The sequence below is a fragment of the Microbacterium sp. ZW T5_45 genome (genome assembly GCF_044987415.1).
Classification (GTDB): Bacteria; Actinomycetota; Actinomycetes; order Actinomycetales; family Microbacteriaceae; genus Microbacterium.
In genome coordinates this window covers 1-15515 of record NZ_JBJDRJ010000024.1, presented here as the reverse complement: position 1 = coordinate 15515, position 15515 = coordinate 1, and the positions used below count along the sequence as shown (strand labels likewise).

Annotated in this window: 10 protein-coding genes and 2 rRNA genes; 5 read left to right on the top strand and 7 right to left on the bottom strand. The window is 68.0% G+C overall.

Going from position 1 to position 15515, the window contains the following annotated elements; translation table 11 throughout:
• Positions 1-13: 13 nt before the first annotated feature.
• Complete coding sequence (locus tag ACI3KS_RS12695) at positions 14-583, top strand: hypothetical protein (protein ID WP_404918830.1); 570 nt, start codon at positions 14-16, stop codon at positions 581-583.
• Here the strand turns inward: ACI3KS_RS12695 and ACI3KS_RS12690 are convergent.
• Genes ACI3KS_RS12690 through ACI3KS_RS12680 form a run of 3 tightly spaced genes read right to left on the bottom strand, consistent with a single transcriptional unit; the run spans position 525 to position 6417 of the window.
• Positions 525-1901: a M1 family metallopeptidase gene (locus ACI3KS_RS12690; protein WP_404918828.1), complete on the bottom strand. Its 1377-nt coding sequence runs from the start codon at positions 1899-1901 to the stop codon at positions 525-527. The genes ACI3KS_RS12695 and ACI3KS_RS12690 overlap by 59 nt on opposite strands.
• Complete coding sequence (locus ACI3KS_RS12685; RefSeq protein WP_404918826.1) at positions 1898-5818, bottom strand: Pls/PosA family non-ribosomal peptide synthetase; 3921 nt, start codon at positions 5816-5818, stop codon at positions 1898-1900. Before ACI3KS_RS12685 ends, ACI3KS_RS12690 begins: the two co-directional genes overlap by 4 nt.
• Positions 5819-5871: 53 nt before the next feature.
• Entirely contained in the window at positions 5872-6417 is a 546-nt protein-coding gene (locus ACI3KS_RS12680; RefSeq protein WP_404918824.1) for a hypothetical protein, read from the bottom strand.
• A gap of 637 nt (positions 6418-7054) precedes the next feature.
• Between ACI3KS_RS12680 and ACI3KS_RS12675 the strand changes: the two genes are divergently transcribed.
• Genes ACI3KS_RS12675 through ACI3KS_RS12660 form a run of 4 tightly spaced genes read left to right on the top strand, consistent with a single transcriptional unit; the run spans position 7055 to position 11389 of the window.
• The gene (locus tag ACI3KS_RS12675) at positions 7055-7696 is read left to right on the top strand and encodes a DUF2291 family protein (RefSeq protein WP_404918822.1); all 642 of its coding nucleotides are present in this window, start codon (positions 7055-7057) and stop codon (positions 7694-7696) included.
• Entirely contained in the window at positions 7696-9261 is a 1566-nt protein-coding gene (locus ACI3KS_RS12670; protein WP_404918820.1) for a sugar ABC transporter ATP-binding protein, read from the top strand. Before ACI3KS_RS12675 ends, ACI3KS_RS12670 begins: the two co-directional genes overlap by 1 nt.
• The gene (locus ACI3KS_RS12665; protein ID WP_404918818.1) at positions 9258-10361 is read left to right on the top strand and encodes an ABC transporter permease; all 1104 of its coding nucleotides are present in this window, start codon (positions 9258-9260) and stop codon (positions 10359-10361) included. The genes ACI3KS_RS12670 and ACI3KS_RS12665 overlap by 4 nt, the downstream gene beginning before the upstream one ends.
• 47 nt (positions 10362-10408) lie before the next feature.
• Positions 10409-11389 (top strand): D-ribose ABC transporter substrate-binding protein, encoded by a 981-nt coding sequence (locus ACI3KS_RS12660; protein WP_404918816.1) that lies wholly within the window; start codon positions 10409-10411, stop codon positions 11387-11389.
• A gap of 74 nt (positions 11390-11463) precedes the next feature.
• On the opposite strand, the gene ACI3KS_RS12655 is transcribed toward ACI3KS_RS12660, so the two are convergent.
• The 4 genes from ACI3KS_RS12655 to ACI3KS_RS12640 all read right to left on the bottom strand — a co-directional run.
• Positions 11464-11976 (bottom strand): MarR family winged helix-turn-helix transcriptional regulator, encoded by a 513-nt coding sequence (locus ACI3KS_RS12655; RefSeq protein WP_404918814.1) that lies wholly within the window; start codon positions 11974-11976, stop codon positions 11464-11466.
• A 71-nt stretch (positions 11977-12047) separates the two neighbouring features.
• Positions 12048-14972 carry a glycosyl hydrolase gene (locus tag ACI3KS_RS12650; protein WP_404918812.1) on the bottom strand — a complete coding sequence of 975 codons (2925 nt, stop codon included), beginning with the start codon at positions 14970-14972 and terminating at the stop codon, positions 12048-12050.
• A gap of 190 nt (positions 14973-15162) precedes the next feature.
• A 5S ribosomal RNA gene (rrf, locus tag ACI3KS_RS12645) occupies positions 15163-15279 on the bottom strand.
• Between the two features lie 107 nt (positions 15280-15386).
• A 23S ribosomal RNA gene (locus ACI3KS_RS12640) occupies positions 15387-15515 on the bottom strand; the annotation flags it as partial.

Sequence of the window (15515 nt, the reverse complement as noted above, 5' to 3'; positions counted from 1 at the left end):
ATAGGCTGACGGCATGCTCGCCGTGACCGCGCTCCGACACGGCCCGCTCGTGATCGCGTGGGCGCACGGCGCGGAGGCGCGCGCCGCCGTGCTGCAAGGTCTGCTGGAGCACGCGGGAGCCCCGACGGATGCCGTGACGCACGAGTGCCCGACGTGCGGGTCCTCCGAGCACGGACCGCTGCAGGCCTCGTCCGGCACGGTCGTGCTGAGCCTCGGCCACGCGGGCGATCTCACTGCCGGGGTGATCGCACGAGCGGAGGCTGCGGCATCCGTCGGCATCGACGTCGAAGCGCTCGATGCCGGCCGAACGCCCGGCACCCCGCTCCAGGACCTCACGGCGCTCTTCGCCCCGGCGGCTCCCCCGACGCTCCGCGAATGGACCATCATCGAAGCCGCGGTCAAGGCCGATGGCCGCGGCCTGCGGATCGCCCCGAGCGACGTCGTCATCGACGGCGCGAGAGCACACATCCCCGGTCGTCCACCGATCGATGTCGCATCGGTCGACGCTCCGGCGGGCTACCTGATCAGCGTCGCGATCGATCCCAGCCACTCGTCCCGCCCAGCCCGAGGATCGGACCGGTGAGCACGGCCGCGACCTCCCCCTCGGGACCCACGGGCAGCGGCGGCAGCGCCAGGTCGTACAGCCAGGAGCCGAACAGCGCGTCGAGGGCGACTCCCCCGACCGACGACGCGAGCGAGACGAAGTCGGCGGTCGTCGCCGACGCATAGGCGCGCGCCGACGTCCATGTCCGCAGCAGCTCGAAGAACCTCGCGTCGCCGATGGTCAGCCGCAACGCGTGCAGCGCGAGCGCTCCCCGCGTGTAGACGCGATCGTCGAACATCGTCTCGGCCCCGGGATCCGCGATCACGAGCGACTGCTCGAGCCCGGCGATCCTCTCGTGATGGGCGAGCGCCGTGGCGTGCGCCGACGCACCGCCGGAGGCCTCCGACCAGATCCACTCGGCGTAGCAGGCGAAGCCCTCGTTGAGCCAGATGTCCTGCCATCGTCGCAGCCCGACGCTGTTGCCGAACCACTGGTGTGCGAGTTCGTGGGCGACGAGCCGCTCGAGTCCGTGCTCCCCGTCGATGTGGTTGGCACCGAAGATCGCCATGGCCTGCGCCTCGAGCGGGATCTCCAGCTCGTCGGGCGTGATCACCACCGTGTACTCGCCGAACGGGTACGCCCCGAACGCCTCTTCGAAGACGGTCATCATGCGGGCGAGGCCGTCGAAGTCGGCGTGCACTCGGGCGGCCAGGGCGCGCGGGTAGAACAGCCGCCCGGCGACCTCTCCGAGTGGCATCCGCTCCTCCGTGTACCGACCGATCTGCAGGGTCATCAGATACGTGGCGGTCGGCACCGGGATGTCGAACGTCCACACCCCCCTGCCCTTGACCACCGACCGTACCGGCGGCACCGAGCCGACCACCGTGTAGTCGGGGTCGGTGGTCACCGTCATGGTGTAGGTCGCCTTGTCGAACGGCACGTCGTTGCACGGGAACCAGGTCGCGGCCCCCGTCGGCTGCGAGGCGATCAGCAGGCCGTCCTCGAGCTCCTCCCAACCCAGCGATCCCCAGCGGGTCCGTCGCGGCTGCGGCGCCCCGGCGTAGTCGATCGCCACCCGGATGACGTCCCCCGCCGGCATCGGCGAGCCCAGCGCGATCTTCACCTTGCGGTCGGTCTGGCTGAAGTTCGTGCGCGTCCGCCCCTCGATGCGGACCTTCTTCGCCCGCAACCCCACCAGGTCGAGCGAGAAGGCCGAGGTCTCCTGCTCGATCCGTACGTCGAGCACGGCCGTCGCGGTGAGCCGGTTCGTGGAGAGCTTGTAGTCGAGATCGAGGTCGTAGTGCTCGACGCGGATCCGGGCGTCGCCCGAGTGCGGCGTATACGGATCGACGTTCATACGCCGTCGGCCTGGTAGGCGCGCACCTTCACGGCCCGCCACGGGCCGATCGGGTTGCCGCTCCATCGGCTTCCGGTGGGCACGGTCTCGCCGCGCATGACGAGGGATGCCGGGCCCACGGTGGCGTCGGCGGCGATGGTCGCCGCCGGCAGCACGACGGAGTGCGGGCCGAGCGTGGCGCCCGATCCGAGGGTGACGGTGTCGATGCTCATCACACGATCATGGAACAGATGGGTCTGAACCACACAACCGCGGTTCACCGTCGCCCCGTCGCCGAGGTGCACGAGATCGGGCTCCGGCAGCCAGTAGCTGTCGGTCCAGACGCCGTGGCCGATCTTCGCGCCGAGGCTGCGCAGCCAGACGACGAGAGCAGGAGTGCCCGCGGCCGCATTCGCGAACCAGGGGGCGGCGAGCATCTCGGTGAACGTGTCGGCGACCTCGGTACGCCACACGAAGCTCGACCAGAGCGGATGCTCTCCCGCGCGGATCGGGCCGACGAAGAGCCACTTGGCCGCGGTGGTGATCGCCGCAGCGACCGCGCCGGCCACGAGCAGCACCGCGCCCGACAGTACGATCGCGGCGGGGAGACCCCAGGCCTCGGCGATCGCTGCGAGCACGAGCAGGACCGCGAGGCCGAGACCGCAGGTCACGAACACCGGGATGATGCGCCCGAGTTCCCAGAACGCGCGGGCATAGCGCAGCGAGGTGCGGGGACGGTACGTGCGCTCGAGGTCGGAGTCGTTCACGATGCGGCGCAGCCGCACCGCGGGCGATCCCAGCCACGACGAGCCGGGCTTCGCCTTCTCCGGGGCGACCGAGAGCACGGCGATCAGGCCGTCCTTCGGAACGCGATGGCCCGCCGCGGCGAGCCCGGAGTTGCCGAGGAACGCGCGCTTGCCGATGCGCGCCGTGCCGATGCGCATCCAGCCGCCGTTGAGCTCGTACGTGCCCACCATGGTGTCGTCGGCGAGGAACGCGCCGTCGTCGATGACGGTCATCCTCGGGATCAGCAGCACGGTCGAGGCCTCGACATCGCGCCCCACCGTGGCACCCAGCATCCGCAACCAGACGGGAGTGAACAGGCTCGAGTAGAGGGGGAACAGCAGCGTGCGGGCGGAGTCCAGCAGACGTTCGGTGGTCCACGCCTGCCAGGCGACGCGTCCGCGTACCGGGTGCACCCCCTCGGTGAGTCCGATCGACAGCAGGCGCACGAACAGCACGACCGCCGCCGCGAACACCAGGCCGGTGACGAGCACCGCGGGGATCAGCCAGAGCGCGAAGCCGCCGAGCGCGGCGGTCAGCGAGCCGGCGCCGCGGATCCCGGAGGCCAGAACGAGCCCGCCGACCGCGAAGGCCGCGAAGGGCAGCAGACCGAGCAGCGCGGAGGATGCCCCGTACGCCCACAGCCAACGGCGACGCTTCGGCGGGGCTTCGGCCGCGAAGGGCGTGCTCTTGCCGCCCACACGCACCGCAGGGGACCCTGCCCAGCGTTGGCGGGCCCGAACGCGACCGAACACCGCCGACCCGGGTGCGATCTCGGCGCCGCGACCGATCTTCGTGCCGGGCGCGAGGGTGCTGCGGGCACCGATCGTCGCGTCGGCACCGATGCGGATCTCGCCGATGCGCACGGTGTCGCCGTCGATCCAGTAGCCGGCGAGGTCGACCTCGGGCTCCACCGCTGCCCCGTCCCCGATGTGCAGCATGCCGGTGACCGGCGGCAGCGAGTGCAGGTCGACGCCTCTGCCGATGCGGGCGCCGAGCGCTCGCGCGTAGAAGATCACCCAGGGTGCACCGGCGAGCCCGACCGCGTCGACCTGGTGCGAGACCTGCTCTGCGAGCCAGAGCCGCAGATGCACGCCACCGCCACGCGGATAGTCGCCCCCGCGGATGCCTGCGAGCAGCACCCGCGCGACGAGGGCGGAGAGCGCCATGCGCCCGAACGGGGTCGCGAAGACGAGGAGCCCGGCGATGATCGCCCACCCGGGAGCGTCGGGAAGGAACTCGAAACCGGGAACCCGCTGCAGCAGCCAGCTCGCCGTGAGCAGCCACGTGATCCAGCGTGCTCCCGAGAGGATGAACAACGGGATGCCGAGCAGCGTCTGCACCCACTGCATGCGCCGTGGCGTCGGGGTCGCGGCCGTGAAGGCGTGCTCCTCGTCGTCGATCTCCACCTCGTCGATCGCCTCGGCCATCTGCGCCAGCTTGGGCAGATCGTAGACGTCGGCCATCGTGAACTCGGGAGCCCTCGAGCGGATGCGCGAGACGAGCTGGGCGGCGGCGAGCGAACCGCCGCCCAGCTGGAAGAAATCGGCCGTGCCGTCGGTCGGGCGGGTGCCGAGCACCGAGAACCACTGCTCGGCGAGCCACGCCGGAGTTCCCGAGAGCGTGGAGTCGGCTGCGTCGGGGTCGGTGAGCGGCCACGGGAGCGCGGCCTTGTCGACCTTGCCCGAGGTGCGGATCGGCAGGTCGTCGACGACCGCGAGCAGCGGGATGAGCGGCGCGGGCAGGGCTTCGGCCAGCTGCGCGCGGGCGCGCTGACGATCGAATCCCTCAGCGGGCACGACATAACCGACGAGCAGGGCGATACCGGCATCCGTCCTGCGCACGGCGACGGCCGCCGCGGTCACGTCATCGACCGCCTGCAGTGCGGCCTCGACCTCGCCGAGCTCGATGCGGCGGCCTCCGATCTTGACCTGATCGTCGACCCGGCCCTGGAAGATCAGACCCTCCGGGTCGGCGCGCACCATGTCTCCGGAGCGGTAGGCGCGCTCCCAGCCGAGCGTGGGCATCGGGGCGTACTTCTCGGCGTCCTTCGCGGGGTCGAGGTAGCGGGCGAGGCCCACGCCCCCGATGATGAGCTCTCCGGCCTCGCCGTCGGCGACGAGCCGCCCCTCCGCGTCGACCACGGCGAGCGCCCAGCCATCGAGCGGCAGGCCGATGCGCACCGGCCCCTCGCCGTCCATGACGGTCGCGCACGCGACGACGGTGGCCTCGGTGGGGCCGTAGGTGTTCCACAACTCACGGCCCTCGCCGACGAGCCGTGCGACGAGTTCGGGCGGGCAGGCCTCGCCGCCGAAGATCAGCAGGCGCACGTTCTCGACGGTGTCCTGCGGCCACAGCGCGGCGAGCGTCGGCACGGTCGAGACGACGGTGATGCCGTGCCCCACGAGCCAAGGGCCGAGGTCCTCGCCCGAGCGCACCAGGGCTCTCGGCGCGGGCACGAGGCAGGCGCCGTGGCGCCAGGAGAGCCACATCTCCTCGCACGAGGCGTCGAAGGCGACGGACAGACCGGCGAGCACCCGATCGCCGGGACCGAGCGGTGCGTCCTGCAGGAACATCCGCGCCTCGGCATCGACGAACGCGGCGGCCGAACGGTGCGACACCGCGACGCCCTTCGGCGTGCCCGTCGACCCTGACGTGAAGATGATCCACGCGTCGTCCTCGGGGGTCGGCGGTGCGACGATCGGCAGCGCCGAGGTGCCGGGATGCGGGTCCTCGCCGTGGAAGAGCTCTCCCGCCGCACCGTCTGCCGGTGTGAAGACTCCACCGGCGCCGATCGTCCCTCGCACCTTCGCCTCACCGAAGACGAGGTCGGCGCGCTCCTGCGGGTCGTCGGCGTCGACCGGCACGTACGCGGCGCCCGCCGCGAGGATCGACAGGATCGAGATGTACAACGCCCGCTCGCCCGAGGGCATGCGCACGCCGACCCGGTCACCTCGCCGGACGCCGTGCTCCTGCAGACGCGCGGCCGTCACGTTGATCCGGGCGATGAGCTCGGAGTAGCTGATCGCTCCAGCCGCGTCCTCGATCGCCGAGGCGTCGGGATGCTGCACGGCGGTCTCGCGGAGGATGTCGATGAGCGTCCGGGGATCCGGAGCCTGAGCGGTGCGGTCGTAGCCCTGCTGCACGTCTGCCACTGTCGGTGCGTCGCCGTTCTCGTCGTCTTGCGCTGGTGCGGTGTCGGGTCTGCTCAGGCAGAGAGCAGGGCGACGAGCTGTGCCTTGGTCAGGCGGGAGTAGCCGGTGCGTCCCTCGCTGCGGGCGCGGTCACGCAGCGCCGCCACGGTGAGAGCGGAGAGATCAGCGGATCCTGCGGGCGCGGGTGCTGTGGCGAGCGCGGAACGGTTCGGCGCGGCAGGGTTCGGGTCGGCCGCCTTCTCATTCGGTGCTTTCTTCTCGGCCGGGTTCTTGACCGCGGCCTTCTTCTGCGCAGCCTTCTTCTCCGCAGCCTTCTTCTCAGCGGCCTTCTTCTCCGCGGCCTTCTTGGCGATCTTGGCCGTCGCCTTCTCGACGCGGGCCGTCGCCTCGCTCGCGGCCTTCTCGACCTTGCGGGGCTTGTTCACGAGCTTCTTCTTCGAGGGCTGCGCCGCATCCTTGGCGTCACCGGCGAGTTCGCGCAGCCTGCGGCCGTCCTTCTTGGAGACCGATTTGCTGAGCTTCTTGGCGTCCTTCGCCGCCGCAGCGGCGGCGTTGATCGCGGCTTCGGCCGCCTTCTGTGCAGGAGTCTTCTTGGCCATGAGCACCCTCATCCGTTCCGGCGGCGCACAGAGACCCGGCCGCAGTGCGACACATGGTACTCAGACGCGGTTAACGGATGGAGAACTGCACTCCCGACACGCAGAAGCGGGGCGAGTGCTCCTCCCCAGAAACCATCGCCCCGCTCTCGCCCCTCTCACGTCCCCACGTGGAGAGTCCCCTTTGTGTCCGCCCCATGCGATCGATGCCTCTCCGGTGCCGAAGATCCATCTGACCTGACCAGCAGGTGTTCTGCATGACGATACACACTCGCCACGCGCGTGAAAAGACTTCTCCTTCGAAATTCGAACTATTTGGGGAAATTCTCCTACCTTTCAGTGGGTACAGGAGACTCAAGACGACTAAAAGTTACGGCTGGCGACTTTTCACGCGCAAGCGCAGCGCACGGATGGGCCCGGAGGCGTCGGCGTGTTGCACACCCTTCCCATCGCACTCCGCCCATCGCGCCGGCCCGACCCGCCACCTCGCTGGGGAGCGTGGAACCGCTCCCCATATTCCGGACCACATTTCGATAACGAGACGAAAAAACCTTTTCTCCCTCGCGCTCTCCTGCTACTTTTTGGTCAACCGGTTGATGGTTCGGTCCTCCGAACCGGTGGAACTGCGAAGGAGCAGCACATGAACGCGACGGCGCGTCGACCTCGAGTCCCTGCCTGGATTCCTGCCACGGTGATCCTGCTCGCCATCGTCGGCATCGGACTCGCCACGACGAAGTACGTCTCCATCGAGGATGCGACGGCGGCGGCGGCGAGTGGCGCTTTCGACCCCGAGGCTTATGCGGACGAGCACTTCGAGAGCGATATCGTCCCGCAGATCGAAGCGGACGCGATCGACCTCACCACGCTGCTCGACGACCTCGCCGGAGGCGCTGACGAGGCGGAGTTCGGACATGCGCCAGGAACCGGCAGCTCCTACAGCTTCCCCGTCACGTTCACGGGAGTAGCCGGCGCGCAGCAGGGTTCGATCCTTCCGATCACCGTCGACGGCACACCCGCCGATGTGACGATCCAATTGCAGGTGGGGCCCGCGATCAACGGCACGGCTTTGCGCGACGTGACGGGAACCGTGTCGTTCAACGACTTCACCAACCAGCTCGAGTTCCAGAACGTCGCGACGGTCTTCAACGAACGGGTCCGCGACGGAGTGCTCGCCGAGACGACCGTGCCCACCGAGGGACAGACCGTCACGGTCACGGGCGCGTTCACCCGCGTGAACCCCGCACTCGTCTCGGTGGTCCCGATCGCTCTCGAGGTCGGCTGATGTCGCCCCTCACCGAGACCGCGGCTCCCGGCGGGGTCGTGATGACCGCTCGCGGCATCGCGAAGGTGTACGGCGCGACCCATGCGCTCAAGGGCGTCGACTTCGACATCCGGGCAGGCGCGGTCACCGTGCTGTTCGGTGAGAACGGTGCCGGCAAGTCCACCCTCATGAAGATCCTGTCCGGAGTCGAGACGCCGACCGCGGGTGTTCTCACCCTGAACGGCGAGGAGATCGTGCTCGCAGACACGGTCGACGCGTCGCGCCGCGGCATCGCGATCATCCACCAGGAGCTGAGCCTGGCACCGAATCTCAGCATCAAGGACAACATCTTCATGGGGCGGGAGTACACCCGCGCGGGCGTGCTCGTCGACGACAGGGCCGAGGCCGCCAAGACGCGCGAGCTGATGCAACGTCTCGCCGAGGATCTCGACCCGCGCACCATCGTGGGCGACCTCCGACTCGGCCAGCAGCAGATCGTCGAGATCGCCCGTGCCCTCGCCGGTGACGCCCGGGTACTGATCATGGACGAGCCGACCTCTGCGCTCAGCGGCAGCGAGGTCGAGGTGCTGTTCACCCTGATCCGCGAACTGACCGCCGAGGGCGTCGCGATCGTCTACATCTCGCACCATCTCGAGGAGGCGCTCGAGATCGCCGACCATGCTGTCGTGTTCCGTGACGGGGCACTGGTGGCCACGGGCGATCGGGGGAGCATCGACCTCAACTGGGTCATCGCGAACATGGTCGGACGTGCCGCCGACGACCTCGCCCCGGATCTGCTCGACGAGTTCGGCGAGGTGGCGCTGTCGCTGCGCGGCGTGACGATCGCGGATCCGTCGAACCAGAGCAGACTCGCGGTCGACAGCCTCGATCTCGACGTCCGTGAGGGCGAGATCGTCTGCCTCTACGGACTGATGGGCGCGGGGCGCACCGAGTTGCTCGAGGCGCTCGCCGGCCGATCGCCGATCCAGCGCGGCACGGTGCTCGTGCACGGCGAGGAGATCGCCCAGCAGAGTGTGCGAGAGCGTATCGCCTCGGGTCTCGCCCTCGTGCCGGAGGACCGCCAACGTGATGGGCTCGTACAGACCATGTCGGTGGGTGAGAACACAGCACTCGCGAACCTTCTCGCTTTCACCCGGTTCGGGTGGATCGGACGCCGGGCGGAGCGGGATGCCGTTGCAGCCAGCATGAAGGATGTGCGGGTCAAGGCGGCAGGACCGGCGGCATCCATCACGTCGCTGTCCGGGGGCAACCAGCAGAAGGTCGTGATCGGCAAGGCGCTGATGACAGCGCCGCGGGTGATCCTTCTCGACGAGCCTTCTCGCGGCATCGACGTCGGCGCCAAGGCAGAGATCTTCGCGCTCATGGCGAGGGAGGCGCGGCGCGGACTCGCCGTGCTCTTCGCCACCAGCGAGGTGAGCGAGGCACTCGGCGTCTCGAATCGTGTCGTCGTCATGTCCAAGGGACACGTCGTCGGCGAGTTCGACCCTCGTACGACAAGCCGGGAGGACCTCATGGTCGCTTCGGGAGAAGCACACACAGACGAGCCCGCAGGAGGCGCGCAATGACCATCACCCAGAACAACGGCGCCCGGCGCGGCCGTCTGCAGAACATCGACATCGGTTCGGTGCTGCTGGAAGGCAGAGCGTTCATCGCACTGATCGTCCTCATCATCATCTTCGCGCTCCTGTCGGACTCGTTCCTCAGTCTCGGCAACCTCGTGACGATGACGAAGCACGTCGCCTACAACGCGATCCTCGCGCTCGGCATGCTGTTCGTTATCCTCAAGGGCGGCATCGACCTGTCGGTCGGTTCGACGGTCGGCCTCGCAGGCGTCGTGGCCGGCACGATGCTGCAGGGCTGGCAGCTGACCCTTTTCGATATCGTCGTGTACCCGCAGGTGTGGTTCGTGGTGGTGATCGCGCTCGCCGTCGGAACCCTGGTCGGGTTCATCAACGGCATCCTGGTGACGAAGTTCAACGTCGCGCCCTTCATCGCCACCCTCGGGATGCTGTACGTCGCTCGCGGCGCAGCCATGCTCATCTCGAACGGCACGACCTACCCCAAACTCGGGGGCACCGAGGAGCTCGGGAACCAGGGTTTCCTCCTCATCGGCAGCGGCCGCATCCTCGGCATCCCGACGGCGATCTGGATCATGGCGGTGTTCGCGGTGATCGCCTCGTTCGCGCTGCGGAAGACCCCGTTCGGCCGCTGGGTGTACGCGACCGGCGGCAATGAGCGTGCGGCTGAGCTCTCTGGTGTGCCGGTGCGCAAGGTCAAGATGTGGGTGTACGTCATCAGCGGCCTGTGCGCGGCGACGACCGGTCTCATCATCTCGTCCGAACTCACCAGCGCAGCACCTCAACTCGGGGAGACCTTCGAGCTGAATGCGATCGCCGCGGTGGTGATCGGCGGTGCCGCTCTCACCGGAGGCCGGGGCAACGTGCGCGGTGTGCTCATCGGAGCATTCGTGATCGGCTTCCTCAGCGACGGACTGGTGCTGGTGGGAGTCTCGACGTTCTGGCAGATCGCGATCAAGGGCGCGGTGATCATCCTCGCGGTCATGCTCGATCAGGCGCAGCAGCGCATCACCAGGTCGAAGAACGCCGCGCTCGCTGCAGCCAACAAGCAATCCACTCCCCCACAGACAGCGCCGACCTCGGCGTGATCCCGCTGCACGCCCCGCAGCATCCATAGCACGATCAAAGGAGAATCATGCGACGCATCATCCTCGCCGCAGCCGCGGCACTGACCCTGGCCTTCGGCCTCACCGCCTGCAGTTCCGGCGGAGACTCCTCGGGGAGCGATTCCGGTTCGGGATCGGGTGAAGCAGGTGGCACCATCGCCATCATCACGCCCTCGCACGACAACCCGTTCTTCAAGGCCGAGGCGGATGCCGCAGCGGCCGAGGCCGAGAAGCTCGGCTACGAGACGACGTCCTCGTCGCACGACGACGATCCGAACAAGCAGAGCGAGCTCATCGACGCCGCGATCAGCAAGGGCGCCAAGGCGATCATTCTCGACAACGCCGGTGCCGACGCGTCGATCGGCCCGATCCAGAAGGCGAAGGATGCCGGCATCCCCGTCTTCCTCATCGATCGCGAGATCAACGAGACCGGTGTCGCCGCCGCGCAGATCGTCGCGAACAACGCCCAGGGCGCGGCCGCTGTGGCCGAGGACTGGGTCGCGGCGCTCCCCGACGGCGGCAAGTACATCGAGCTGACGGGCAAGGAGTCCGATACGAACGCCGGTGTGCGCTCCGAGGCGTTCGCGAGCGTGATCTCGCAGTATCCGAACCTCGTGCAGGTCGCGCAGGAGACGGCGAACTGGAGCCAGGACGAGGCGTTCACGAAGATCGAGACGCTGCTGCAGCGTGACCCGGACATCCAGGGCATCATCGCCGGGAACGACACCATGGCCCTCGGCGCTGTCGCCGCTGTCGAGGCTGCGGGGCTGACCGGCAAGGTGGTCATCGCGGGCTTCGACGGCAGTCCCGACGCGGTCGAGGCGATCAAGGAGGGCAAGCTCCTCGCGACCGGCCTGCAGCCTGCCGTGCTCATCTCGCAGCTCGCCGTGCAGCAGGCCGACAGCTTCATCCGCACCGGCGAGACCGGCGCCGACGAGAAGCAGTCGATCGACTGCGTCGTGATCAACGCCGAGAACGCCGACAGCTACACACTGTTCGCGATCGAGTGATCTGCGCTGCACACGATGGTGGGGCCGTCCGTTCGCGGGCGGCCCCACCTCGTCGTGTCACCGGCACTGAGAGGTCACCGCGGCGGCATGAGCGCCGGCGACCGGTGCGCGAGCTCCACCACGGCGTGCCGAGCGAACCGCCCGAGCAGCCGGCGCAGCGTGTCGACATCCTCGTCCGACCACCCGTCGGTGACCGAGCGGTAGTGCTCATCCGATGCCTGGACGATCCGCTCGCCGATCGCGCGGCCATCGGCCGTGAGGGCGACGAGGATGCTGCGCTCGTCGATCTGGGACGCCACGCGCGCGACCAGCCCGGCATCCTCGAGACGACGGACGATCTTGCTCATGTTCGCCTTGCCCGTGCCCAGTGTGGATGCGAGGTCCGTGGGTCGCAGGGCTCCGCGATAGCAGAGCTGATTGACGACGAGGAACATGGGGATGTCGTCGAAGGGGAAGCCGACCTTCGCCATGGTCTGCTCGCGCACCTCACGGCTGTCGGCCCAGTGGATGATCGACGCGACCGTCAACCGAAGGTCGAGCGGGTCCTGATCGAACACGGGTGAGATGTCGGGCGAGCTCTGGGTCATGGGTCTCTCCTCCTCCTGCCACTATCCCAGGTGGCGGATGCCGACGGCCGCCCACCGCCGGCATCCGCAGTTCATCCCACCCGGCGCACGGTGACCGGCCCGAGCAGGCCGTGGTCGCGGACGCGCGTGACGTGCGGGCCTTCGCGCCCCACGAACTGCAGCGCGATGTCGGGGAAGGTCTCGTAGTACCCGCGAGCGATGAGCCGGTTGTTGAGCGAACTCGCCACGCGCACCACGACCTCGTTGACGCCTTCGCGCACGGCCGAGGTGATGTCGACCACCGGCCGCGAGGTGTCGAAGCCGACCGGCGCGGCACCGTTGACGCTCACCGAGCCCAGGCCGCCGGCGGTCGATCCGAGGTCGAGCAGGATGCGCCCGTCGAGCCGCTCGAGGTCGAACGACGAGCGGTACTCTCCGACACCCGAGACCTCAGGCCCGACGTCAGCGAGGTCTTTCCACGGAGCGAGCGCGGTCGCGCTGCTCTCGATCCGGGTGATCGCGGTCGTCGGCTTCACTTCGCGCGTCTCATAACCGAGGCCACGATCCTCCACGATCAGCTCATCGGGACCGGCATCCCAGCTCTCCACAGCGATCGCCCACCGGTCGAGCTCGGCGATCGTGGTCGCGTTCGACGGCGCGGACTCGACCGGCGCTGATGCGCGGTCGATGAGCAGAAGCGCGGACTCCCCGGGCCCGAGCCCGACGGTCACGATCGTGCGCCCGCCGTCGACGCGCACACCCGCGTGCGGCGCGAGGCCGCCGGCGTCCGGATCCACCCGGTGCACGGCGCCGATACCCGGCAGCGCGATATCCACCGTGGTCGCCGCGCCCGTCTCATAGAGGAAGTGGTACGCGTACAGGTGGAGCAGATCGCCGTCCTCGCGCAGGTAGGTGAGCACATGCCTGTTGTCGCCGAGGAACTCCGCGCGACCCACCACTCCCAGTTCGCGCAACGCGGTGACCGTCGCTGCCGGGTCGGCGATCTCGCGCACCGTGGGCAGCGCACGCAGTTCGGCGAGCGTGGCGGCGAGTTCGTCGTCACGACGGTCGAGACCCGGCGTGCGCGAGGCAGCCGCGGTGTGAGTGACGTACTCCCGGTCGAGCAGCAGCTTCAGTTCGCGGGCACCGTTGACGATGAGCACCCGCAGCCCGCGGCGCGCCCATTCCAGCAGCGTCGCGGCGGCATCCGGATCGAGCGTCGACTGATAGACGATGAGCGCCTGATAGCCGGGCCCGTCGGGCTGCACCTCGCGGCCATCGAACGAGACATCCTCGTGCCGCAGCAGCGCGGCGTCGAAGAACTCGTACGACCAGCCGGCATCCTGCATGCCGAGGTCCTGCCACCAGTGGTTCTCACGATTCCGCATCCACCAGCGCCCGTAGGCGTCCTCGTCGGCGACCCGCTCGCCGTTCTCATCGATGAACGCCAGACCGGACATGTTGTCGACGAAGTGGTCGGTGCGCAGGATGCCGACGTCGATGCGCGGCCGTCCCTGCCGCAGCGCGTACTGGTAGCGGCCGATCGCGTCGTTCCAGAGCGGGTAGAACTCGGATGCCGGCTGCCGCAGGTCGAACCGCTCGGAGAACATCGACCACATGCCCTCGTGTCCCGGCCAGTGGGTGACTCCTTCGGCACCGGCCACGCTCGCCCAGCCGTGGAGCACCGTCTTGGTGATACCGGCAGCGAGCTGTGTACGGATGATCTGATCGTAGAAACGGTGATCGAGCATGTGGTTGCGCGTGGTCGCTCCTGTCTCCGAGGAGTACTGCTTGCCGAAGAGATGGGCGACGCCGGAGAGCAGCCGATACGCATCGATCTGCGCGGCGAACTCCAAGGACTCGGTCTCGATGCCGTCGACCGCAGGTCCCGGCCGGCTCAGTTCGAACGGAAGCCCGTAGCTGATCTCCGAACGCAGTGTGATGCCGTTCTCGTGCAGAAATGCGGCGAACGGCTCCAACATGTTCTCGATGTACAGGTCGGTGAGCGTGGCCGCATAATCGTGCCGCACCTTCTCGACACTCTTCCGAGCCTCACCTTCTGCATCGAAGTGGTACGTCGTAGCCGCCGCCATCATCCGGATGCTGCGCGTGAGGAACGGCAGCCACAGCGCGATGTCGTATCCACGCCGGCGACGGAACTCCTCCCGCACGGTATGGCCCCAGAACATGCCGCCGGCACCCCACACCGTCAGTTCGAGCGAGTCCATGTACATCTGAGTCCGCGGGTTCTTCGAGATCTGCGCCCGAAGCTCGGGCGTGAGCACCGTGGACGACCAGTAGTCGATGACAGCGTCGACGCCCGCCCGATCGAGGTAGTTGACCGTGTAGTTCACACTCGTCGAGGGCGCCGCGGTCTGACCGGTGCCGTGCACCCAGAAGACGAAGACGCTCCAGTCACGGTCATCGCCGGGTGCCCAGTCGAGCGCCTCGTCCTGCACGAGGTCGGAGAGATCGACGACGGATGCCGCGTCCAGCACCCCGTCACGTAGGAGAACCGCGGCGATCACCGCCTCGAGACGCTGCGTCTTCGGCGCGATGTGATGTCCGGGCAGCATCCCGGTGTCGCGCTCCGCCTCGAGGTCGATACGAGGCAGGGCGCCGGCGAGCGGCCGGCTGCGGCTGGCCTCCACGACGACGTAGTCGAGCTCCTGGGCTGCGGCGGAATGATCAGGGTCGATGGTCGGGAGGTTGGCATTCGACCAGTTCGTTCCCGAGGTGAAGCTCACAGACATGCCTCGAGCGGTGGTCTCCTCGACGACGATCTGCGAGTCGTGCACCCATTCCTCAGCACCCCAGCCGTACCGTGAGTGGTCGATCGCCTGCTCGTCCATCGCGAGGAACTCCATGCCTCCGAAACCGAGCCTGTGGGCGGCGTCGATCTCGGCCCGCAGCGTCTCGTCCGTGTGGAGGCCCTCGGCGAGCCACCACCGCAGTTCCGGGCGGAACTCGATGGGCGGATGCTGCAGAGCAGCACGGTGATCGTCGAGATGCGACATGGGTTCTCCCTTGAACGGTTCGCGGATGGGATCCCAGCGACAGTGCTTGGTTTCCTGACGACACGGTATCAGGGTGCCTGGATACACGAAAGTCCCCGGATCATGAGATCCGGGGGCTGAGGTCCGCGCCTCGTGGCGCGTAAATGCAAAATGGCCACCCATCGATGGGTGGCCATTTTGATTAAAAGGAGTCCGGCGGTGTCCTACTCTCCCACAGGGTCCCCCCTGCAGTACCATCGGCGCTGTGAGGCTTAGCTTCCGGGTTCGGAATGTAACCGGGCGTTTCCCTCACGCTATGGCCGCCGAAACACTATTGATGTTTCAGATCGTGCATAACAAAATCTATGGAGTTATGCGGTTCTCGACCGTACATCGAGAACCACTCAGTGGACGCAAGCATCAACAAAACGTGATGTTATCAAGTCATCGGCTTATTAGTACCAGTCAGCTGCACACGTTACCGTGCTTCCACATCTGGCCTATCAACCCAGTAGTCTGGCTGGGAGCCTCTCACCCGAAGGTATGGAAGTCTCATCTTGAGGC

Bases quoted from the DNA above. Each gene is read 5' to 3' on its own strand.
- ACI3KS_RS12695 (WP_404918830.1), top strand. From the start codon at position 14: ATGCTCGCCGTGACCGCGCTCCGACACGGCCCGCTCGTGATCGCGTGG.
- ACI3KS_RS12690 (WP_404918828.1), bottom strand. From the start codon at position 1,901: ATGAACGTCGATCCGTATACGCCGCACTCGGGCGACGCCCGGATCCGC.
- ACI3KS_RS12680 (WP_404918824.1), bottom strand. From the start codon at position 6,417: ATGGCCAAGAAGACTCCTGCACAGAAGGCGGCCGAAGCCGCGATCAAC.
- ACI3KS_RS12675 (WP_404918822.1), top strand. From the start codon at position 7,055: ATGAACGCGACGGCGCGTCGACCTCGAGTCCCTGCCTGGATTCCTGCC.
- ACI3KS_RS12670 (WP_404918820.1), top strand. From the start codon at position 7,696: ATGTCGCCCCTCACCGAGACCGCGGCTCCCGGCGGGGTCGTGATGACC.
- ACI3KS_RS12665 (WP_404918818.1), top strand. From the start codon at position 9,258: ATGACCATCACCCAGAACAACGGCGCCCGGCGCGGCCGTCTGCAGAAC.
- ACI3KS_RS12660 (WP_404918816.1), top strand. From the start codon at position 10,409: ATGCGACGCATCATCCTCGCCGCAGCCGCGGCACTGACCCTGGCCTTC.
- ACI3KS_RS12655 (WP_404918814.1), bottom strand. From the start codon at position 11,976: ATGACCCAGAGCTCGCCCGACATCTCACCCGTGTTCGATCAGGACCCG.
- ACI3KS_RS12650 (WP_404918812.1), bottom strand. From the start codon at position 14,972: ATGTCGCATCTCGACGATCACCGTGCTGCTCTGCAGCATCCGCCCATC.